This window comes from Herpetosiphon sp. NSE202, assembly GCF_042688385.1.
Lineage (GTDB): Bacteria > Chloroflexota > Chloroflexia > Chloroflexales > Herpetosiphonaceae > Herpetosiphon.
In genome coordinates, this window is record NZ_JBHUPY010000001.1 from 732,176 (window position 1) to 754,350 (window position 22,175).

At 49.0% G+C, this 22,175-nt stretch carries 21 protein-coding genes and 1 tRNA gene; 12 read left to right on the forward strand and 10 right to left on the reverse strand.

What is annotated here, in order from left to right; all coding sequences use genetic code 11:
* Positions 1-30 precede the first annotated feature (30 nt).
* The 3 genes from ACFMKP_RS03190 to ACFMKP_RS03200 all read right to left on the reverse strand — a co-directional run bounded on the left by ACFMKP_RS03190 (position 31) and on the right by ACFMKP_RS03200 (position 1,860).
* Positions 31-909 carry a VOC family protein gene (locus tag ACFMKP_RS03190; RefSeq protein ID WP_382288996.1) on the reverse strand — a complete coding sequence of 293 codons (879 nt, stop codon included), beginning with the start codon at positions 907-909 and terminating at the stop codon, positions 31-33.
* A gap of 108 nt (positions 910-1,017) precedes the next feature.
* On the reverse strand, positions 1,018-1,629 hold the full coding sequence (locus ACFMKP_RS03195) for a hypothetical protein (RefSeq protein WP_382288998.1): 612 nt from the start codon (positions 1,627-1,629) through the stop codon (positions 1,018-1,020).
* Positions 1,630-1,783: 154 nt separating this feature from the next.
* Positions 1,784-1,860, reverse strand: a tRNA-Val gene (locus tag ACFMKP_RS03200).
* 518 nt (positions 1,861-2,378) lie between these two features.
* Here ACFMKP_RS03200 and ACFMKP_RS03205 point away from each other — a divergent pair.
* Together ACFMKP_RS03205 and ACFMKP_RS03210 are read left to right on the forward strand one after the other, a co-directional pair.
* Positions 2,379-2,648: a hypothetical protein gene (locus tag ACFMKP_RS03205; RefSeq protein ID WP_382289000.1), complete on the forward strand. Its 270-nt coding sequence runs from the start codon at positions 2,379-2,381 to the stop codon at positions 2,646-2,648.
* A gap of 97 nt (positions 2,649-2,745) precedes the next feature.
* Complete coding sequence (locus tag ACFMKP_RS03210) at positions 2,746-4,803, forward strand: hypothetical protein (protein ID WP_382289002.1); 2,058 nt, start codon at positions 2,746-2,748, stop codon at positions 4,801-4,803.
* 52 nt (positions 4,804-4,855) lie between these two features.
* On the opposite strand, the gene ACFMKP_RS03215 is transcribed toward ACFMKP_RS03210, so the two are convergent.
* Positions 4,856-5,659 (reverse strand): response regulator transcription factor, encoded by an 804-nt coding sequence (locus ACFMKP_RS03215; RefSeq protein WP_382289003.1) that lies wholly within the window; start codon positions 5,657-5,659, stop codon positions 4,856-4,858.
* 9 nt (positions 5,660-5,668) lie between these two features.
* A complete protein-coding gene (locus ACFMKP_RS03220; protein ID WP_382289005.1) occupies positions 5,669-6,850 on the reverse strand; it encodes an ATP-binding protein in 1,182 nt (393 codons plus the stop codon).
* A 480-nt stretch (positions 6,851-7,330) separates the two neighbouring features.
* On the opposite strand from ACFMKP_RS03220, the gene ACFMKP_RS03225 reads away from it, so the two are divergent.
* The 3 genes from ACFMKP_RS03225 to ACFMKP_RS03235 are packed head-to-tail and all read left to right on the forward strand — an operon-like array spanning position 7,331 to position 11,200.
* Entirely contained in the window at positions 7,331-8,494 is a 1,164-nt protein-coding gene (locus ACFMKP_RS03225) for a hypothetical protein (RefSeq protein WP_382289006.1), read from the forward strand.
* A 21-nt stretch (positions 8,495-8,515) separates the two neighbouring features.
* The gene (gene murA / locus ACFMKP_RS03230) at positions 8,516-9,802 is read left to right on the forward strand and encodes a UDP-N-acetylglucosamine 1-carboxyvinyltransferase (RefSeq protein WP_204754599.1); all 1,287 of its coding nucleotides are present in this window, start codon (positions 8,516-8,518) and stop codon (positions 9,800-9,802) included.
* 21 nt (positions 9,803-9,823) lie between these two features.
* Positions 9,824-11,200, forward strand: a complete 1,377-nt coding sequence (locus tag ACFMKP_RS03235) for a sigma-54-dependent transcriptional regulator (RefSeq protein ID WP_382289009.1) — start codon at positions 9,824-9,826, stop codon at positions 11,198-11,200.
* Positions 11,201-11,463: 263 nt separating this feature from the next.
* Here the strand turns inward: ACFMKP_RS03235 and ACFMKP_RS03240 are convergent, their stop codons facing one another.
* Complete coding sequence (locus ACFMKP_RS03240) at positions 11,464-12,255, reverse strand: enoyl-CoA hydratase/isomerase family protein (RefSeq protein ID WP_382289011.1); 792 nt, start codon at positions 12,253-12,255, stop codon at positions 11,464-11,466.
* Between the two features lie 64 nt (positions 12,256-12,319).
* On the reverse strand, positions 12,320-12,637 hold the full coding sequence (locus ACFMKP_RS03245) for a DUF427 domain-containing protein (protein ID WP_204754602.1): 318 nt from the start codon (positions 12,635-12,637) through the stop codon (positions 12,320-12,322).
* A 169-nt stretch (positions 12,638-12,806) separates the two neighbouring features.
* On the opposite strand from ACFMKP_RS03245, the gene mnmA reads away from it, so the two are divergent.
* The 7 genes from mnmA to ACFMKP_RS03280 all read left to right on the forward strand — a co-directional run bounded on the left by mnmA (position 12,807) and on the right by ACFMKP_RS03280 (position 18,281).
* Entirely contained in the window at positions 12,807-13,880 is a 1,074-nt protein-coding gene (gene mnmA, locus ACFMKP_RS03250; protein WP_382289013.1) for a tRNA 2-thiouridine(34) synthase MnmA, read from the forward strand.
* Entirely contained in the window at positions 13,877-14,134 is a 258-nt protein-coding gene (locus tag ACFMKP_RS03255) for a hypothetical protein (protein WP_204754604.1), read from the forward strand. Before mnmA ends, ACFMKP_RS03255 begins: the two co-directional genes overlap by 4 nt.
* Positions 14,135-14,356: 222 nt before the next feature.
* On the forward strand, positions 14,357-14,737 hold the full coding sequence (locus ACFMKP_RS03260; RefSeq protein ID WP_382289015.1) for a hypothetical protein: 381 nt from the start codon (positions 14,357-14,359) through the stop codon (positions 14,735-14,737).
* Between the two features lie 76 nt (positions 14,738-14,813).
* Complete coding sequence (locus ACFMKP_RS03265) at positions 14,814-15,737, forward strand: DUF1385 domain-containing protein (RefSeq protein ID WP_382289017.1); 924 nt, start codon at positions 14,814-14,816, stop codon at positions 15,735-15,737.
* A 29-nt stretch (positions 15,738-15,766) separates the two neighbouring features.
* The gene (locus ACFMKP_RS03270; RefSeq protein WP_382289019.1) at positions 15,767-16,588 is read left to right on the forward strand and encodes a DUF4388 domain-containing protein; all 822 of its coding nucleotides are present in this window, start codon (positions 15,767-15,769) and stop codon (positions 16,586-16,588) included.
* 68 nt (positions 16,589-16,656) lie between these two features.
* Positions 16,657-17,187, forward strand: coding sequence for an ATP/GTP-binding protein (locus tag ACFMKP_RS03275; RefSeq protein WP_054533430.1), 531 nt, complete (start codon positions 16,657-16,659; stop codon positions 17,185-17,187).
* Between the two features lie 86 nt (positions 17,188-17,273).
* Entirely contained in the window at positions 17,274-18,281 is a 1,008-nt protein-coding gene (locus tag ACFMKP_RS03280; protein WP_382289021.1) for a DUF1152 domain-containing protein, read from the forward strand.
* 306 nt (positions 18,282-18,587) lie between these two features.
* Here ACFMKP_RS03280 and mazG read toward each other — a convergent pair whose 3' ends face one another.
* The 3 genes from mazG to glyA all read right to left on the reverse strand — a co-directional run bounded on the left by mazG (position 18,588) and on the right by glyA (position 22,126).
* Positions 18,588-19,730 (reverse strand): nucleoside triphosphate pyrophosphohydrolase, encoded by a 1,143-nt coding sequence (gene mazG / locus ACFMKP_RS03285; RefSeq protein WP_382289023.1) that lies wholly within the window; start codon positions 19,728-19,730, stop codon positions 18,588-18,590.
* Between the two features lie 71 nt (positions 19,731-19,801).
* Positions 19,802-20,743 (reverse strand): peptidylprolyl isomerase, encoded by a 942-nt coding sequence (locus ACFMKP_RS03290; RefSeq protein ID WP_204754608.1) that lies wholly within the window; start codon positions 20,741-20,743, stop codon positions 19,802-19,804.
* 132 nt (positions 20,744-20,875) lie between these two features.
* Positions 20,876-22,126, reverse strand: a complete 1,251-nt coding sequence (gene glyA, locus ACFMKP_RS03295; RefSeq protein ID WP_382289433.1) for a serine hydroxymethyltransferase — start codon at positions 22,124-22,126, stop codon at positions 20,876-20,878.
* Positions 22,127-22,175: the final 49 nt, after the last annotated feature.

Sequence of the window (22,175 nt, forward strand, 5' to 3'; positions counted from 1 at the left end):
TACCAGCGACCATCGTCCCCCAGCCCGATTTTAGGCAGCGACGATAAAGCGCAATTCAGTTTGCCATGGATCAAGCACCACCAAACCGTTTGGATGTTCTTGTACTGCAATGTCGGCGGCGGCTAAGCGTTGGCGCACGCTATCAAGCGCTGCTTGGTTGGCCATAACAATCTCAAAATGTGCCAAGCCAGCTGCATCGTTTGGTTGTTGCGGGCCATTTTGGCTTTGCCACACATTCAAGCCCAAGTGATGATGATAGCCGCCAGCGCTGACGAACAGCGCGCCCGGGTAGTGAGCCACAATATCAAAGCCCAACACCCCGTGATAGAATTCTTCTGCTTGGCGCAAATTGCCAACTTGTAAGTGCATATGACCAATCGTTGTGCCAGCTGGAATGCCTGCCCAAGCAGGTGCATTGGGGGTAATTTCGGCCAAAACTCCATACAGATCGAGCGATTCAGTTACCATATGAACTTCGCCATTGGCTCCCCAACGCCATTCGCTGCGTGAGCGATCGCGATAGATCTCCAAGCCATTGCCATCGGGATCATCGAGATACAAAGCTTCGCTGACCGCGTGATCCGACGCACCAAAGCGATAGCGCACCGCAATCAAGCGTTGCACCATATAGGCCAAATCAAGCCGAGTTGGCAAGAGAATTGCTGCATGGTATAAGCCGGTGACATTGCTTGGGTGGCGTTTCAAGTCAGCTTCAACCTCTAAGCGCAACACAACGTGATTGGGCGAACCCAAAACAATCGTTGAGGCCGTTTGTTCTAAAACGTGGAAGCCAAGTAAATCGCGATAAAATGCTAATGAGCGGCCAGCATCAGCGACACGCAGAGTAGTTACGCCGAGTGTCGTAGCGGCATCGATCGATTGAGGCGTAATCGTGCGAAATGTAGCCATAATGTTCGTTCCTTTCGAGCAATCAGTACAGCGTTGTTACTGTCAAGCTGTAACCATTCTACGCTCGCTTTGTCCTTAATGTTGTCCCCCCTGTTATCCTTGCATGCGTCACAAATCGGCTTTTTGCTGGGGATTTGGCTCGTGCAACGGCGCTGCTGACGCAATTGGCTGAATTAATACCAAGCCCTGTTCATCAATGTTAACTGCAATTGGCCGTTGTGGCATTGGCCCGCCGAGCCAAACCAGATAGCGCCCAAGTAACCAGAATGTTGCTGCTCCAACAATTAAGGCCAAAACGACCATTGCACCAGCTAAGAAATAATTAAAACTTAGCCAGAGCATGGCCATGCGCGCCAAGCCCGTTGCAAAACAGAGCCACGCCGTGCGGGCAATCAGTTTGGTTTGGGCCAAGATTTGGCTTAGCGGAGCCAAAATTAGCAAGATTTGCATTGGCCAATGGTAGGCAAACACAATCGAGCTAGCCGCAAAATTACGCCCAACCAAACTCACAAGATAGCCATAATCCCACCAAAGCAGGCAAGGAATCAGGTAAAGTAGACTCACAAATGGTTCAGCCAGATTTACAATTAATGGCCACAAGGCGCGGCGCAAATCGGCGCGTTGGCGATAGAGCCTAAGTGCACGCTGCAAAAGCATGCCAGCATAGGCCGTCAGCCCAAAAATTCCAATAAACAAACCAAGTAATGGTATAGAATTCATGGCGATCACGCATTCGATTACCCAAAATAACTCTGTGAATGATCATAACATTATTGATCAAAGATTTGGAGTATCGATTTTAGCCAATCAATGATGCTGAAAATCGTTTTAAGCACAACAAAAAACCACCCCTGCAAACAGGAGTGGTTGGGTTTGGTGGGCGGTACTGGACTCGAACCAGTGACCTCGTCGGTGTGAACGACGCGCTCTAACCAACTGAGCTAACAGCCCATAGCCTTCAAGCCACTGCCGAGTATAGCATAGCCCATGGCTTTGCGCAAATTGGTGCGAGGGGCTGGGGATCGGGGATCAGGGATCAGGATGTTTAATCTACGAAGCACCAAAACCGCGAAGCGCGCGAAGGGAGACATGGCTATGGGCTATTGGAATTTCATAATTCATCCCTCATAATTCTTCCTTTGTTTTAGCCACAGATTGGCACAGATTTTTAGGATTAGGTTCGTGCCATACCATTGCCAACAGTCAAGAGCCATACTTGCTCTGCGTCTCTGCGTTAAAAACTGATTCACTCAGCACTGAAACCACGAAGCGCGCGAAGTTAATTTTTTTAGCCACGAATTCCACGAACAATGTTCCGATAGCCAATAGCCAATAGCCAATAGCCTTCCTTATCTTTTTATCCTTCATACTTTCGCTATGTTCTATGCTCTTTGTTCTATGTTCTTTCACGGTACACAATTTGCTCACACAATGCTAGCGATTTCTGTTGATTTAGAAGGAATTTGTGTATGTTGAAACCTATTTTTGGGATAGCGCGAGTCTTGTTAGCTGCCCAAGTTGGTTCGTATCTTGGCGATACGCCCAAGCATGGTGCTGGCACGCCCAAAGGCATGGCGCTTGGCCCAGTTAATGTCACGCTCTCGAATGTGGCACCAGCAGCCATTGTCGGCGTGCTCTGCGGCAATTCGATGATTTATTCGTTGCTGACCAGCTATGCCCTAAGCAGCATTATTGGCGATAAATTCGAGGAAACGGTGCTTACGCAAATTGGCCAATAAAAAATGCTTCATAACAAGAGATTGAAACAAGCTAGTCTATATTGTAATATGGTAGCCTGACTGTTTCAATCTCTTGTTATGAAGAAAGGAATAGAGCATGACCAATTCTAACGAGAAGTCAATTGAAGTTAGAGAAAAACCAGGTATGCATAATGCTATAAACACTTCTCTTTTTGATGATGATGAGATGATAATTATTCGTAAATTTAGTGCTGAATGGTTTATATCAACTGGAAATAAAATAGAGATTGGAAATAAAATAGGAGGTCGAAACAGAAGTGGTGAAATACCAACATATAAATATATAACAATGGTGCCATTAGCAAACTATAGAAATTTATTTAATTTAGAAAGAGAAATTATTTTAATATTTAGCCCATATGAGAGTTTTCAAGCAAGAACTTTAGATGCTATAGATGAAGTTGAAAAAAGATATCAAAGTCTTAGAATAGAGAAAATATGTGCTATAGTAATAAGTAAGGATAGGGATGTAAGAGTCAAGATAAATGATATATTAAAAGAAGAAAAAGAAATGAAGGTTATTATACCTTTTTCTTATCATGAATTTCAAGGAAAAGATGATTTTTTTATTCGAAATAGAATGCGAGAATACTTCTATACAAGAGATTTATTTGCTTTTGAATCACCTCTGAAAAAAGATATATTCTTCTTTGGTAGAAATAATCTTATTCATAATATAGTGAATAGACATGAATCTAATGAAAGTTCTGGATTATTTGGATTGAGGAAATCAGGAAAAACTTCAGTTATTCATGGTATTGAAAGAGTTCTAAGAAAACAAGGTGGAATAGTAGTTATTATAGATTGTCAAGATACATCGTTTCATAAGAGAAGATGGAATGAAGCATTATATTATGTTATTTATCAGCTTTATTTAAATGTTAAGAATAATCAAAGTATATCATTATCAATAAAAGAAGAAAAATACTATACAGAAAAAGATGCTTCTATACTATTTAACAATGAAATTACTAGAATATCGAAGAAAATGCAAAAAAATATACTATTAGTTTTTGATGAAATAGAGAATATCACATTCAATATTTCACCAACTGAGCATTGGAGAAATGGATTAGATTTTATATATTTTTGGCAGTCAATTAGAGCATCTTTTCAAAAAAATAATATATTTTCATTTTTAATTGTTGGTACTAATTCTATGTGTATAGAAGCATCAAAAGTTAAAGGTTTTGATAATCCAATATTTAACCAAATTCCTTTTGAATATATATCAAAATTTGAATATCATGATACTAGAGAAATGGTTAGAAAGCTAGGTAGAATCATGGGATTACGATTTTCAGAGAATATTTACCCTAAACTGACTGATGATTTTGGTGGCCATCCCTTCTTAATGAGACATTTGTGTAGTATAATCCATCGACAAACTGTTCAATATGACCGTCCAGTTGATATAGATATAACTGTTTATAATAAATGCAAATCTATATTTGATAATAATTATGGAAGCTTTATGGAGATGATAATAGGTGTATTGACAGATTATTATAAAGATGAATATTCAATGTTAGAATATCTAGCAGGATCTGATTATGATACATTCAATAGTTTTGTTGAACTATCAAATTCCTATATTAATCATTTACTTGGTTATAATATTATTGCAAAAGGTATTGAGAATTACTACTTTTTGATTGATTCATTGAAAATATATCTTTTGAATAAAAATAAATATAAGAAAATAAATCTATCGAATGATGAAATGATTCAGGAAATATCTGAAAGGAGAAATAAATTAGAACCACGATTAAGGAAAATGATAAAAATGATACTTATGACTAAATATGGTGAAAATACAGCAAAAGATATCATAATAAAACAATTGAAAACCAATAATAGTAGAAGAAATAGAAATATACAAAGTATAGCATACAATGATGTTTTTAATCCAAAAATAGTTGATATATATTTTAATGATCTTATGAAGATTATTATAGATAAATGGGATGATTTTCGTAATGTATTCGATAATAAAGATGAATTTGAATTAATGATGAAAATAATAAATAAATATCGTATGGATGCACATGCTAAAGATATTTCTTCTGAAGAAATGGATAGATTTAGAATTTGTATTTCTGCTATTGAAAAACAGGTAGATCTATTTTTATAGATATAAAGTAGGATTAGATAAGCTATTTATACTTATCTAATCCTATTATTTTTTATTTGCCTTGGGGTGGCTCGACCGCCAAAACATAGCCAGTGCCACGCACGGTCAAAATATAGCGTGGGTTTGATGGATCTGGCTCGATCTTTTGGCGCAAGTGATAGATATGCGGCTTGAGCAATTCGGCTGCTTCGCTGCTTTCAGCCTCGTAGCCTTGAGCGCAACGCAACAAATTGGCGTAGCTCATCACCAGGCCTGCTTGCTGGGCCAAACAGCTCAACAAACGAAACTCAGTTGGGGTAAGATTTAATGTTTGATCGCCGAGGCGCGCCATTTGTCGCCACAGGCCAATTTCCAGCTCGCCAACCCGAATCCATTGATCGCCTGCTGGCTGTTGGCTGGTTGGCTCGCTTGGCTCTTGTTGCTTGCCGCCAAGCTCGCCGACGACAGTTTGCAGGGTCGTCATTAAGCTCTTTTTATGGCGCTGCTCTGCTTGCGCTTCGAGCGCACTCTTGACTCGCGCCAGCACATCTTGCGGGCTTGAGGTTTTGAGCATATAGTCGAACACGCCCAAGTGAATGCCTTCGATGGCACTATCAAGCGAACCATGGCCAGTCAAAATCAAGATTGCTGCATCAGGATAACGTTCGCGCACCCGTTGGGCAACCGTAATGCCATCGACTCCAGGCAAGCGCAAATCCAGAAGAAACAGATCAAACGGGCGTTGGGCAATTCGGTCGAGGGCTTCTTCGCCGCTATCGGCTGTTTGCACGTCGTAGCCGCGGCGGCGCAGCAAATCGCCAAGCGTGGCGCGAATCGGAAATTCATCATCAACCAATAATATCGAAGCTTGACTCATTGGGTACTCCTAGCTAGGTTGGTAGGGCAGCACAACACGGAAGGTCGAGCCAACCCCAACGGTGCTGTCAACCTCGATTTGGCCGCCATGCTGGGTTACAATATGGGCACTAATCGGTAAACCAAGACCAGTTCCATTGGGTTTGTTGGTAAAAAATGGCTCAAACAGATGCGCCCGAATATCATCAGGAATCCCTGTTCCCGTATCGCAAATTTCGATGGTCGCAAAGCTTGTGGCGGCCTCGGTTGTGACGGTTAATGTGCCACCAGCCGTCATCGCCTCAAGCGCATTCAGCACCAAATTCAAAAACACTTGACGTAATTGATCAGCATTGCATACCACTGCTGGCAGTTGTGGGTCGGGCGTAAAGGTGATCACGGTATTATTATGCCGTGCGTGTAGGCCTGCTAACGCCAAGGTTTCTTCAATAATTTCATTGAGATCGGTCGGAGCCATCTCGCCGCGCATTGGCCGATAGAAATCACGCATGCGCTCAATAATGCCAGCAATTCGCGTCAATTGATCGCGGGCCAATTGCATAATCGGCGATTCGCGCAAATCGTCGGGCAAATCTTCTTCGAGCAAGAGCAAGGCATTGCGCGCCGCATACAGCGGATTATTAATTTCATGGGCAATCGAAGCTGAAAGTTGGCCAACCGCTGCCAAGCGTGCGCCTTGCAACAAGGCTGCTTCGGCGGCGCTGACGCGCTGGGTCAAGCGATGTTCGTGCTCTTTGGCCAGTTTCTTTTGCTCGGTTACATCGCGCACGACGGCAATAATTAATAATTGCTCGCTGGTTTTCAATGGGCTAAGGCTAATTTCGGTGTAAAACTCGCTGCCATCGCTACGTTTCGCCAAGAGGTCGCTGCCAATGCCCATTGGGCGGGTGCGTGGCTCTTGCGTGTAATTGCTGCGGTAGGCGACGTGAACGCCGCGCACGCGCTCGGGAATCAATATTTCAATCGGCTGGCCAATCATCGATTCGCGCTCATAGCCAAATATGGCCTCGGCTTGGGCATTGACGACCACAATCACGCCGCGGGCATTCACAATGACTACGCCATCGGGTGCGGCTTCAAGCAAGCTTTGAAAAAGCGGCTCGGCAGGTTGAGTGGCCAGTTGATGGCGCAATAACTCAACTTCGCGTTTAAGGCTGGCGTTTTCCGTTTCAAGCTGTTCATGACTCAGCATACCAAAAACTCCCTTGAATGATTGGCAATCATAGCATATTTGAGGGCGAGGGGTCAGGGGTCAGGGGTCAGGGTTGAGCTACGAAGGGATATGTGGCTATTGGCTATTGGCTTTTGGCTATCGGAAGCTTGTTGGGTACTACATGAATTCCGCCACATTTCATCGCTCATAATTCATCCTTCATCCTTCTCTCTGCACCTCTGCGTTAATATTGATCCACGAAGGACACGAAGAGCACGAAGGATGGAAACCACGAAGAACGCGAAGAGCGTGAAGGTTAGGTTGGCGATGGGCTATTGATTTTTGATTTTTGACCTCTGACTTCTGCCTTTTGCCTTCCTCATTCATCCCTCATAATTCATAATTCATCCTTTATTGCTGGCCTAAATTATGCTAAACTAGCAGGCTCGCTCATATGTGTCTGAGTAGCCTAAAGTGCCTATGTTATAATGCAGTACATTCATATGCCGAGGAGGATGTGTGAGCCGCTTCAGCGATGTCACCAACATTTGGTCAACCATCAAAGAAATCGATGTGCGCGATATTCGCGATCAAGCTGATCTGCCGTGTCGGATTGCGCTGCTGGGCCATGCTACCTTCGGGCGCGATTTGATTATGCGTTTGTTGACGCTTGGCGCGCAACGCTTTCCAGCCCGCACTCCCCAAGTGAGCATTATCGATTTACCGCTAGGCCGTGAGCAAGCAGTCGATCTCAATCGGGTCGATTTGGTGCTGTTAACGCTCGATGCTAGCCAAGCCTTGAGCTACGACGAATTTCTGGCCTACGAAAAATTGGCGATTCTGCCGATTCCGCTCTTGATTGCGGTTTGGGGTACAGATTTGCCCAAAAGCTCCGACAGCACGCACCAAGCAGATTTGCAAGCCTCACCGGCGGTGTTGCTTGATCCGCAAGCCGATCCGGCGAGCCAACGCAAAGCGCTGGCCAAAGCTGTGCTCGAACTCTTGCCTGAATCGTTGCATATTGCCGCCGCGCGGCGCTACCCGGGCTTGCGCAGCGAAGTAACCAATAGCCTGCTGAGCAGTGTGGCGCTGAGCAATGCCACATTTGCTTTCACGTCGGGCTTGCCTGAAATGATTCCTGTATTAAACTTGCCATTAAACGCCGCCGATATGTTGGTGCTGACCAAAAATCAGGCTCTTTTGGCGTATCGGGTGGCGTTGGCGATGGGTGCTGAAGGCGATTTCAGCGCCATGATTCGCGAACTGCTGCCAGTGGTTGGCGGTGGTTTTCTCTGGCGGCAACTTGCGCGCCAGTTGGTGGGCTTGATTCCGGGCATTGGCTTATTGCCCAAAGTTGCGGTAGCCTACGCTGGCACGTTTGTAACTGGCATTGCTGCGTGGCGTTGGTACGAACGCGGCGAACTGATCAGCAAAGCCGAATTACAAAGCTTGGTCAAAACGGCTTTAGAAGAAGGGCGACAACGGGCAAAGGCGCTCATTGGCAATCGTAAATCAGCCGATAATGATCCTACTTCAGCGGCGAAACCTGGTTTGCGCCAACGGCTTGGTAGCTTGCTAAACCCCAAGAATTGGTTTAAGGCGATTCGGGGCCGTTTCAAGCGCAAACCCAAACAGGTACACCAACCAGCAGAGTCAAACGATCAGTCCAATTCTGCTGCTTAATCACATTGAGGATTATCATTCGTGGAAACCTTTGTCATTGAAGGCGGTCATCGCCTGAGCGGGACAATTACACCTGCCGGAAACAAAAATGCCGCCTTGCCATTATTGGCAGCCTGTTTGCTCAGCGACCAACCAGTTATTTTGCGCAATATGCCCGATATTGCCGATGTGCGGGTCAAAGTTCAATTATTACAATCATTAGGCATCGAATGTAGCTGGCTTGAAGATAATGTGTTGCGGGTGCACGCCGCCACGATCAATACCTCTGAGCCGGATATTGCGCTGGCACGGCGGATTCGAACCTCGATTTTGCTGGCTGGGCCATTGTTGGTGCGCACTGGGCGTGCAGTATTGGCCCGACCAGGCGGCGATTCGATTGGTCATCGGCGTTTAGATACCCACTTTCTGGCCTTGGTTGCCTTGGGTGCCGAAGTTGAAGTGACCAAACAAGCCTATGAATTGCAAACCAATGGCCTTGTTGGCACCGACATTTTCCTTGATGAAATGAGCGTTACTGGCACTGAACAGGCGATTATGGCTGCCGTTTTGGCCAATGGCACGACCACAATTGTCAACGCCGCATCAGAACCACACGTCCAAGATTTGTGTCGCTGTTTGTTTGCCATGGGCGCAAAAATCACTGGCATCGGTACCAATACCTTGCAAATTCAAGGCGTTTCGCGGCTCAACGGCACCGAATATACGCTCGGCCCCGACTTTATGGAGGTCGGCTCGTTCATCGGGTTGGCCGCTGTGACTGGTAGCAACATTCGCATCGCCAACGCGCGGCCTGAAGAACACCGCATGACACGGATTATGTTTGGGCGGTTGGGTGTAACTTGGCAGGATGAAGGCCCAGATATTGTGATTCCTGGCGATCAAGAGCTGCGCGTGCGCGACGATTTGCATGGCGTTGTGCCCAAAATCGATGATATGCCATGGCCTGGCTTTCCACCAGATCTGATGAGCATTGCTTTGGTGATTGCGACCCAAGCCCAAGGCACGGTGCTGATTCACGAAAAAATGTTTGATGGCCGCTTATTCTTTGTCGATAAATTGCTGAGCATGGGCGCACGGGTCATTTTGTGCGATCCGCATCGGGCGGTGGTGGTTGGCCCTGCCAAACTTTTTGGCGAACGCCTGACCAGCCCCGATATTCGGGCGGGTATGGCCTTAGTGATTGCTGCATTGTGTGCCAAAGGTACAAGCATAATTTCGAATATTGCCCAAATTGATCGGGGCTACCAACGAATTGAACAACGGCTGGCTGCGCTTGGGGCGCGGATCGAACGCCGTCCTGCTGAATAATGGCCTTTAAGGAGGGTCGGTGTGACCAAAGCATCAGAACAACGGCATATTTTAATTGCTGATGACGATCCTGGGATTCGTGGCCTCTTGTGCGAGGTCTTTGATGAAGAGGGCTATCTGACAGAGCCAGCCGAGCATGGCGGCGAAGTTTTGGCCAAAATGACCAAAAAACATCCCTATGATCTGTTGATTATGGATGTGCGCATGCCCGGCCAAGATGGCTTGACCGTGCTTGAACAATTGCGCAAAAATGGCATTACCACCCCAGTTATTATGATGACCGCCCATGGCACGTCATCGACCGCAATTCGGGCGATTCAAATTGGCGCATACGATTATGTGATCAAGCCCTTCGATGTTGAAGAAGTGACCTTGGTCGTTAAGCGCTTGTTTGATCATCAGCAACTTGCCTCAAAAGTGCGTGAACTCGAAGCCAAAAGCTTTGATCCACGCGACAAAATGATTGGCAATAGCCCAGCCATGCAGGAAATCTATAAACAAATTGGGCGGGTGGCCCACACCGATGCAACCGTGCTGATTACTGGTGAAACTGGCACCGGCAAGGAAGTGCTGGCCAACTTGATCCACGTTAATTCAGCACGCCGCAACGGGCCGCTGATCAAAGTCAATTGTGCGGCCTTGCCCGAATCGCTGCTCGAAAGCGAATTGTTTGGCCACGAAAAAGGCGCGTTTACTGGCGCAATGGCGCAACGCAAGGGCCGCTTTGAATTAGCTCATAAAGGCACAATCTTCTTGGATGAAATTGGCGAAATGACCCTTGCCACCCAGAAGAAGTTGCTGCGCATTTTGCAAGAGCGCGAGTTCGAGCGAGTTGGCGGCACAACCACCGTGCGGGTCGATGTGCGGGTGATCGCCGCGACCAACCGCGATCTTGAGGCCGAAGTGCGGGCTGGCACGTTCCGCGAAGATTTGTACTATCGCTTGAATGTGATTACCTTGTATCTGCCAGCGTTGCGCCAGCGCACTGGCGATATTCCCTTGCTGGCCGAATTTTTCTTGGATAAATACCGCTACTCGCCATCGTCGCCACCAGCTCGTATCTCCGAAGATGCTATGCAGCGGTTGAATAACTACGATTGGCCAGGCAATGTGCGTCAACTTGAGCACGAGATTGAGCGGGCAGTGATTTTGTCACGCGGCAATGTCATTACCAGCGAGCACATGTCGTTGGTGCCTTCGTCGCGCTCGGCCTTGCAAGTTGATATTGCCGCCCGTTTGCGCGAGCAATCGACGCTTGACGAACTCTTGGCCGATGTTGAACGCTTGGCCTTGCAAGAAGCCCTCGTGCAACACGACGACGACCTGAAGGCCGCCGCCCGCAGCCTTGGCCTGAGCGAAGCCGAGTTTCAAAAGCGCCAGAAAAAGTATAGTTCGTAGGTGAGGCTATAGGCTATAGGTGTAATGGTTCATTGGATTGGCAATCACATGCATGCCCTCACCCCCAGCCCCTCTCCCACTGAACGCGGGCGAGGGGAGCACTGTTTTCGTGGTTCCCCCTCGCCTCGCGGGCGGGAGAGGGGGTGAGGGGGTGAGGGGCAACCGTCGTTAACGTGATGAACCATTACATATAGGTTATAGGCTTGGGAATTCAAAAAAATGTTCCGCTAGCCAAAAGCCTTCAGCCTATAGCCTTTCTCTGCTTACTCGCCTTTGAATTCGGCGGCGCGACGCGCGATGGCTGCTTGTACGCCCTCGCTAAAGTCGGCAGTGCGAATTAATTGGCTCTGCGCCCAGCCTTCAAGCATCAAGCCACGATCAACATCAAATAAGCCATCAATCACCCGTTTGGCCATGCCAACGGCCAACGGTGCTGCCAGAATCAGCTCATCAGCAAACGCATGCACAACTTGATCTAAACTGCCTGCGTCAGCCACTTGATTGACAACGCCCCAGCGCTCAGCATCGGCGGCGCTAAACATGCGTCCGGTCATAATCAGCTCTTTGGCGCGGCCAACCCCAACCAAGCGCGTCAGGCGGGTTGTGCCACCAACATCGGGCACAATGCCCAAGCGGGTTTCTGGCAAGGCCAACTTAGTGCCATTGGCGGCAATTCGGAAATCGCATGCCAAGGCAATTTCCAAGCCCAAGCCAAGGCACATGCCATGCAAAACGGCGATCGTGGGAATTTCTAGGCGCTCGATGCGCGTCGTCAAGGCTTGCCAATCGTCGGTAATGGTGCGCATTTGGCGCAGCCAATGTTCGCCATAGCGATTGGGCAGATCAAGCAAATCGCCAAGATCGATGCCTGCTGAAAAAACTGGGCCTTCGCCGCTCAAGACGACAACCCGCACGCCCGTAGCGCTGGCTGCCTGATCGATCGCCGCGCGTAAATCCTTGCCAACTTGCCAACTAATTGCATTGCGTTTCTCGGGCCGATTGATCGTAATCCGAAAGATCGCGCCCATTTGCTCGGTTGTAACGAAACCACTCACAGCATGCTCCTTTGCACAAAAAAAGACGCTGCATCAAGCAATGATGCAGCGTCGATTGTACCGCTTATGCTTCGGTTGTGGCGTGACGTGTGCCGCCATAAAAGGCAATTTTATCTTTTATATGTTCGTAATTGGGCTTGACGATGGTATACATCCAGGCCACATCAGCGATGGTGCCGTTATCAGTTACCAAATCTATCCAGAAGCATGTGCCTTTGTGGGGGCAAACATAGGTGCGCTCGGTTACCCGTAAATTGTGCATATCAACAACTGCTTGATCAAAATACCAGTTGCCTTCAAGCCGAAAAACCGATTGTGTTTCAACACCTTTGGCCAAGGTCGCCTGATCATGTTTGGCTTTGATGCTAATTTCCCGTAACATGGATCGTCCTCCGTTGGTAATAGGAAAATCGTACCACGAAAAAGGCCTTAAATTCGGCGCAGCATCGAGCGCAAGCAGAAATCGTGGTATGATTTTGGCAGCTACGACGCGCCATGCATTTCCGGCGCGTTAATCATCTTTCGTGCTCAACAACCTAGGATTAGGAATTATGGCAAAGATTATGGTCGCCATGAGTGGCGGCGTGGATAGCTCGCTGACCGCAGTATTGCTCAAAGAACAAGGTCACGATGTGACTGGCGTAACCATGCACCTGTGGGAAGGCGATGATAACGGGATCATGGAAAGTCAATGTTGCTCGGTCGAAATGACCGCAGGAGCGCGGCGGGTCTGTGCCCAATATGACATTCCCTACTATGTGTTTAATTATCAAAAAGATTTTCGCAAGCATGTGATCGATTACTTCTTGCGCGAATATTCAAGCGGAGCCACACCCAACCCGTGCTTGGCCTGCAACCGCGATCTGAAATTTCGGGTGCTGCTCGAACGGGCTGAACTCTTGGGCTTCGATGGCTTAGCGACTGGCCACTTTGTGCATATTACTGGCGGCGGCGAACAGCCCTACGATTTACGCCGCGGCGTGGATATTAACAAAGATCAATCGTATGTGCTGTATATGCTTGGCCAACGCGAACTGGCGCGCTTGCACTTTCCGCTTGGTGGCTTTACCAAGCCCGAAGTGCGTCAAATGGCCCGTGAACGGGGCTTGGTAACTGCCGACAAGCCAGAAAGCATGGATATTTGTTTTATTCCCGATAACAACTATCGGCGTTTCTTAAACGAAGAACGCCCAGAAATTATGCGCCCAGGCCCAATTGTCAATCGGCGTGGCGATGTGCTGGGTAATCATAAAGGCTTGCCACAATATACGATTGGCCAGCGCAAAGGCTTGGGCATTGCAGCTGGCTCGCCATTATTTGTGATCGAAATCGACACGGTACGCAACTTGCTCATCGTTGGTGACGCTGATGAACTAGAATGCCGCGATTTTGTGATTGACGATGTACGCAGCGTCTATGGCCAGATCGAAGCCGGAACCTATGCGGTGCAAATCCGCGCCCATGGTGATGCAGTGCCAGCCACAATTACCCCCCGCGACAACGGCACGCTGCACATTCGCTATGACCAACCACAACGTTCGGTGACTCCAGGCCAAGCTGCTGTGCTCTATCGCGAGGATCGGGTCTTTGGTGGTGGTCGGATCAGTACGGAGCGCTATTCGTGAATGAGCTAGAGCCAGCAGCATTGATTATTGCGCTGCTCGCCAGCGTTTACGGAGCCTTGGCGCATCTCTTTTGGGGGCAGCGTTGGCGACATTTGCCACTTTTTTTGGGCACAGCGCTGATTGGCTGCCTTATGAGTTATGCCTTTAACTTGCATTTTATTGGGGCTGGGCCAGTGCCAGCAGGAGTACCTTTGGTCGAATCGACCATTGCCGCATGGATTATGTTAATCCTAGCAACGCGACTGCGCGTTTAACCCCTACAAAGGCAAAAAAGGCGACAATATTCCTGTGGTGAAAGTGTGGCATATTTCAAGGCAATATGCTATAATCGCCGCGATCAAATCCCTCTCTGTAAAGCATTAAATGTACCTTTCGACGTTTTGATTGGTCGTGTCGGTACGCTGGAGGATTGCTTGAAGAAGTTTGCCATTATCGGGGGCATCGTCCTCCTTGTTCTTGGGATTGGTCTGCCGATTTTGTTGATATCACAGGGCTGGCTGAATGAGGCCCGTGATCTTGCGATTATCCTCTTGGCAATTTTCCAACTCTTCTCGGTCACCTTGATGATTGTTTTGGTGGGCGTGTTGGTGGTGATGGTCAACGAGTTGCGCAACTTGGCCAAGGAAAAAATCTCGCCCAAGGTCGACGACGTGTTGGAACGGGTCAAAGATATTACCGAAAATGCCAAGGTTACGACCACAACCGCCAAGCAAACAGCCTCGTATGTGGCTGAAGGCGTGGTTTCACCAGTGATCAAGGCTGCTAGCTTGTTGGCAGGGGTCAAAGCTGGGGCCAAATCATTGGCGCGGCGGCAAGCCCGTGGCTCGTTGCCCAGCGATCGCAACGAAAATAACTAGGCTGCCCTCTTGTCAAACGACAAGGGCTAGTGGTACGATACACAGACCAAACCATCCTCATATTCTGGTGAACGCTATGGCTGAACGGTTTCCGTATGGTGGACAAGCAGTAATGGAAGGCGTAATGATGCGCGGTTTACACCGGGCTAGTGTCGCTGTCCGTTCACCTTCTGGCCAAATCGTCATTCGTGACCGTGAATTAAACTTAGCGCGGCGGGTTTTTTGGAGTCGGCTTCCGCTGCTGCGTGGCATTCAGCTTTTGGGCGATGCTTTGGTAATTGGGATGTGGGCTTTGATGTTTTCGGCCAGTGTGACCGAGGATCAAGCAGAGCAACCCTTGAGTAAAGGCCAAACCGCACTGTTGGTCGCAACCTCGGTCGGGATTTCGATTGCGTTGTTTTTTGTGTTGCCATTGCTGGTTGCTTCGGGCATAGCCAGTTGGGCCAAACTTGGCATCTACAGTCGCGAAACAATCGAAGGTATAACGCGCTTGCTGATTTTTGTTGGCTACCTGATCTTGGTCGGGCGCACCGCAGAAATTCGGCGGGTTTTCGGGTATCATGGGGCTGAGCATAAAGCCGTATCGGCCTATGAAGCTGGCCTGCCATTGACCGTTGAGCACGTTCGGCCCTTTACAACCATCCACCCGCGCTGTGGCACAACCTTATTGCTCATTGTGGTGGTGCTCAGCATTCCTGTATTTGCATTGCTTGGCACGTTTCCCTTTTGGCTACGCTTGCTAAGCCGAATCATCCTAGTGCCATTTGTGGCGGCGCTTGCGTACGAGCTGATGCGGCTTACGGCAAGCAAAGCAACAAACCCGATTGTGCGTGGTTTAATGACACCAGCACTGGCGCTGCAACGCTTGACCACCCGCGAACCAGATGATGCCATGCTTGAGGTAGCAATCGCTGCCCTGGCGCGGGTCTTGGTCGCCGATGGACAAACGATTGAAACGCAGCCCATTGCGGTCGATATTCGGCCTGCACTTACGTCCTAACATCGTACATCCAGAGTGAGGGCATCTGTATGGCTCTTGTTGGTAATTTGCGCGACTTTGCACTCGCTGATTTTCTTTATCTGATCGATCGCGGGTACAAAACTGGCAGTTTACAACTGAACCGTCAAAGTGCCGCAGCAACGCTCTACTTTGAAAAGGGAAAACTGCTCTACGCCGCGCAAACGCAAGAACGCGAATCGCTCGGCGAGATGTTGCAGCGCACGGGGAAACTCACGCCGCAACAAGTGCAGCAGGCGGTGCAACTGCAGCAAACTGATGGCAACCAATCGCTTGGAACGGTGCTGGTCGAACGCGATCTTATCACGCGCGAAGACCTGCAACGCCACATCCAAACCCACATAGAAGAGACGGTGTACAGTCTGTTTGGCTGGCCCGATGGTGAGTTTTGCTTCAATGCCGGGGTAAAACTCGACCGTGATGATGTCCAATCGCCGGTACCGCTTGGGGTGGAAAACCTCATTATGGAGGGTGTACGCCGCGTCGATGAATGGGGCCGCATCAAGGATCATATTCCCAATACCGATATGATTGCACGCTTTGTCGATCAGCCACTCGAAAAGGCTAAAAGTATCAACTTAACGCCCGATGAATGGCGCATTTTTGCCCGGATCAACGGCAAAGATTCGATCAAAGAAGTGATTAGTCGGACTGGTTTGAGTGAATTTGATGTGAGCCGCATTGTATACGGCTTCATTTCGGCAGGCTTGGTTGAGGTAACCCGACCTCGCCCTCCTGTCCCAGCGACGGGACGCGCTGGTGCTGGTGCCGCTGCAGGAGCACCAAAACGCAGCCTCGTCTCACGGATCATCAATCGTATTAGGGGAATGTAGAAAGGCGGCGCTGCGCTGGAACACTCCCACACTCCCACCGGCAACCTAGCTCCGTCTTAGGAGGACGTATGCAGACTGTCAAAATGGTTATCAGTGGCGCGGTTAACGCTGGTAAAACACAGTTCATTCGTGCCATTAGTGAAATCGAGGTGGTTTCGACCGAACGGAAGGCCTCCGACGATACCAAACTGCTCAAGGGCGAAACCACCGTTGCAATGGACTTTGGCCGCATTACCATCAGTGATGATTTGGTGTTGCACTTGTTCGGCACACCCGGCCAAAAACGCTTCGACTTTATGTGGGAAATCTTGTCCGAGGGGATGCTCGGCTTGATTGTGTTGGTCGATAGCACCCGGCCTGAAACGTTCCGCGAAACAAATCGGATTATCGATTTCTTCACTTCGCAACGTGATGCGCCGTATGTCGTCGCCGCTAACAAGCAAGACCACGAAAATGCTTGGGCACCTGATGAATTGCGGCTCGCCTTGCGGTTGCCAGCCCATGTTAAAATTGTTCCCTGTGTGGCAACCCAAAAGGATTCGGTTAAGAATGTGCTGCTAGAATTGCTCTACGTTATTATGCAGCGCTCAGCCGATTAGGCGATTCTTCACGCTTCATTGCTCTTTTTCGCCATGCCGTACTCTGGTTGCAGAGTGCGGCTTTTTGCCATTGGGAGAGGTTGACTATGCAGCTAAATTTGCCAATTCTCGAACAATTACAAGGCCGGCGCTCAATTTTAATCGCTGGCATGGGCGGCGGTTTTGATATTTTCTGTGGCTTGCCAATCTTCCTGCAATTGCGCGAACAAGGCTTTAATGTGCATCTGGCCAATTTCAGCTTTAGCGACCTTGAGGCCGCCACCAATCTTGAATATCTCGGCGATACGGTTTATGGGGTGTCAAGTTTGCCCCACGACCCTGAATTTGTGCCCAAGCATAGCCCAATTGATGCCACTCAAGTTGCTTTGTTCCAGCGCCATAGCCCGTTTATCTATTTTCCCGAGCTGTATTTGGCCGAGTGGTTTCGCCAAACTTATGGCGAGTTATTAACGGTTTGGTCGTTTTTGCGCAGTGGCGTGCAGCCCCTCTTGGCGAGTTATCGGCGCTTAGTGCAGCATTTAGCAATCGATGCCATCATCTTGGTCGATGGCGGGGTTGATGCCTTGGTGCAGGGCGATGAGGCCGAAATTGGCACCTTGGTCGAAGATTCAATCTCGTTGGCGGCGGTTAACCAATTACATGAAGTGCCAACCAAAATTGTGGCATGCATTGGCTTAGGCGCTGAACGCGATATGCACTATCCCCATATTTTTCAAAATATTGCTAGGCTGGCCGAAGCCGAAGTGCTGCTTGGAACGTGCAGTTTGATCAAGCAAATGCCGGTTTATCAAGCCTACGCGGCGGCAGTGCACTGGGCGCAATCCCGAATTTACCAAGACCCAAGTGTGATCAATAGCTCGATTATCTCGGCGGTCGAGGGCTATTTTGGCGATTATCATCTGACCAGCAAAACCGCAGGTAGCAAACTCGATATTAATCCGCTGATGAGTGTGTATTGGTTTTTTGATTTAGCTGGGCTGGCTGAGCGCCATCTGATGCTGGAGCCGCTGCTTGAAACCGAACATTTGCGCGAGGTGGTGCAATGGGTGCATACCTTGCGCGCAAATTTGCCAGTTCGGTCGCGAATACGCTAAGTGGTTGAGACGCGAGGGGGCAGGAATCGGGGGCTGGGATTTTAACGCAGAGGCGCAGAGAAGTGAAGGATGAAGTAACGTCAAAAGTCAAAAATCAAAAGCTATATTAACCACGAAGGACACGAAGAGCACGAAGGGCTAAGAACCACGAAGTTTGCGAAGTTAAGTTTTGGCCACAGATTGGCACAGATTTTTGGGATTATATTCTGCAAGCAAAAAGCCCTTGTTCGTAAAATTAGTGGAATTCGTGGCTCAAAAACCTCGCCTTCGTGTCTTTCGTGCTCTTCGCGGTTCCTCGTACTTGGCTTATTGTTTCTCGGTGCGTTTGGCTGCTTCCCAGAGCGTGTCGGCTTCGCTAAGGTTGAGTTGGCTGAGTTGGCGGCCTTGAGCTTGGGCTGCTTGCTCAACAGCCACAAAACGGCTGCGGAATTTGGCAATTGTACCGCGTAGTGCACTTTCTGAATCAATTTTGAGCCAGCGCGCCAGATTGGTCAGCGCAAACAGCACATCGCCAAACTCTGCTGCTTGTTCTTCTGGGCTGGTTGCTGCTTGCAATTCGCCAATTTCCTCATGCACTTTATCCCACACGCCGCTGACATCAGGCCAATCGAAGCCAACTTTGGCAGCTTTTTTGCCCATGAGCTGCGCTGTTGCGAGCGGCGGCAAGGTTTTGGCAATGCCATCGAGCGCGCTCTCACGTTGGCTGCCTTTTTCTTTGTGCTCAGTGGCTTTAATCGCATCCCAATTGCGTAATACTTCGTCTGCATCGCTGACCTCGGTGGTGCCAAAAATATGCGGGTGGCGGCGAATCAGCTTGCTGTTGATTGCAGCATAGACCTGATCGAGATCGAAGCGGCCTGCTTGGCGGCCAAACTCTGCGTGAAAGACAATTTGCAAGATTAAATCGCCTAATTCTTCTTTGAGATTGGGCCAATCTTCAGCGTCGAGCGCTTCGAGGGTTTCATGGGTTTCTTCAAGCAAGAATTCACGCAAGCTGGCGTGGGTTTGTTTGCGATCCCATGGGCAGCCGTGTGGCCCCGCCAAGCGCGCCATAATCCATTCCAACGTGCCAGGGCTAGCCACATCGGCCTCGATGCTGAGCGCTGGCAGATACCAGGCTTGGGCTGGGCTGGCGTTAGCAAGGGTTTGTTGGCTCAGGCCAGTTGCATCAAGGCTCTGAATGTGATATTCGCTGGGATAGCGGCGCAACAAGCTGGCCCGGACTGCTGGCAAGGTTGCTGCATCGATTTCGGTGACAATCAAGGCTTGGGTTGCTTGAAACGGCAACGGGCTGACGAAGGCTTGATAGTCAGCGATGCCCTGTAATTCGCTCCACGCGCGATCAGCGCCTTCTGCTGGTTGCGGCGTTGGTGCAACCATCTTGTGGGCTGGCACAACTTGAAAGCCTTGGCTCAGGTCGAGCGGAAATTGGCTGAGAATGGTTAACATAATTGCTCCTTAAACAAAGAGCGACAGGATGAGCAAGCATCCTGTCGTAACGCCCATTGGCATTGCTCTGATTATTGGAAAACGGTCACTGATTCTGGGAAAGGCACATCCTCGGCGCGGACATAATTTTTGATCAAATCTTTTTGGCGATATTCTTCGACTTTGCTTTGTACATAGGCGGTGCCTTCGGGCGAACTCATGAGTTCTTGGAATGAGCCAAAGCTGGTCGCGTTGCGGCTTTCGGTAATTTTCATAATGTGATAGCCAAATTCGGTCTTCACAGGCTCGCTCAATTGGCCAATTTCCAGCGTGTTGAGCGCAGCGGCAAATTCAGGAACGAAGCCAGCAAATTGCTCTTTGGTATACCAGCCAAGGTCGCCACCATTTGAGCCACTGCCAGGATCTTCAGAATATTGTTGAGCTAAGGCCGAGAAATCCTCGCCAGCTTTCAATTGGGTCAAGAGTTGGTTGACGCGATCAAGGGCTACTGATTCACTGACGGTTTGGGTTGAAACCAAAATATGAAACAGATGAAATTGGGGTGTTTCGCTTGGCAGTTGCAGCATTTTGGCATAGCTCTCGAAGGTTAAAATTTGGGCAACATAGGCGCGCATGCTTTCAACCGTGCCAAAACGATTTTCTTTGGCAAACGCTTCATAATCGGCAAAGGTTGGTTTTTCTTTTTGGACAGCCTGATCGATCATCATCGTAGTTTGTTCTGCAGTCACACTATCGATGCCTGCGCCAAGCTTGGCACTTTCTTCAAGAATCACTTTTTGCAAAATCAATTGCTCTAAAAGTTGTTGGCGGGTGGTATTGGCATCAAGGCCGCTCGTATTTTGGTTGATAACATTGGAATTTAAATCCAAAAAGGTTGTAAATTCTGCTTCAGTGATTGAAGAATTACCGACCTCAACCATCACTTTCGATTGACTGGTGGTAATTTCACTACCACAACCTGCTAGGATTGCGATTACAAAACAGAGCAGCAACCACTGGGCGTGTCGTCGCATGAGCCAAAGTCCTCCACATGTTGAAATGCTAAATTATATATCTCATTGATACCGCAGCCATGGCTGCTTGTCAAACGCCAAACGAGGCAGTCGTCGCCCGACTACCTCGTTTAAGCTGGTTAATTGGCCAATTTAGGCATATTCTGGTTGGCCTGGCACTGGGAAGGCTGCGCATAATTCGCGCACTTCGCCAGCAACTTTGGCTTGTAATTCTTTGTTGCTCAAATCGCGCACAATTTGGCCAACCCAAACGGCAATTTGGCGCATTTCGTTTGGCCCAAAGCCCCGCGTGGTTGCCGCAGGCGTGCCAAAGCGCAAACCACTGGCAGTCATTGGTGGCTTGGGATCAAACGGAATCGCGTTTTTGTTGACGGTAATGCCAGCATGGTCAAGGGCTTTTTCAGCGTCTTTGCCTGTAGCATTCACTGGAGTCAAATCGACCAGCAACAGGTGGTTATCAGTGCCGCCACTGACAATCCGCAGTCCTTCGTTGGTCAAGGCTTCGGCCAGAACTTGGGCATTTTCTACCACGCGGCGCATATAATCGCGATAATCTGGTTGCAAGGCTTCGCCAAAGGCGACCGCTTTGGCAGCGATGACATGCATCAACGGGCCACCTTGTACGCCAGGAAATACGACTTTATCGATATTTTTGGCGTGTTCAGCACCACACATAATCATGCCGCCACGGGGGCCGCGCAGGGTTTTGTGGGTGGTCGTGGTGACATAATCGGCAACTCCGACTGGCGATGGGTGCAGGCCAGCAGCAACCAAGCCCGCAATGTGGGCAATATCGGCCATCAAAATTGCCCCAACATTATCGGCAATTGTGCGTAGCAAATCGAAATTGATTGTGCGTGGATAGGCGCTGGCTCCACAGATAATCATTTTGGGCTGGGTTTTGTGGGCAATCTCGGCAACTTCTTCATAATCGATCTGTTCGGTTTCGCGATCAACGCCATAGCCGTGAATCTCATATGATTTGCCTGAGAAGTTGAGCGGATGGCCGTGGGTCAGGTGGCCGCCGTGGGCCAAACTCATGCCCAGCACGCGGTCGCCATGCTCAAGCGTTGCCAGTTGCACCGCCATATTGGCTTGCGCGCCAGAGTGCGGTTGCACGTTGACATGCTCAGCACCAAACAATTGTTTGGCCCGTTTGATTGCCAAATCTTCGGCAACGTCAACAAACTCGCAGCCACCGTAGTAGCGTTTGCGTGGATAACCTTCGGCATATTTATTGGTCAACACCGAGCCTTGGGCGGCCAATACGGCACTGCTGACATAGTTTTCAGAGGCGATTAGCTCAATCCCATGACGTTGACGTTCAGCTTCAGAGTCGATAGCTTGCGCCAATTCAGGATCTTGTTGGCGCAATTCATCCATTAACGACATGCGTACACTCCTTGTCTACGTGGAAAACATCCTTGCAGCC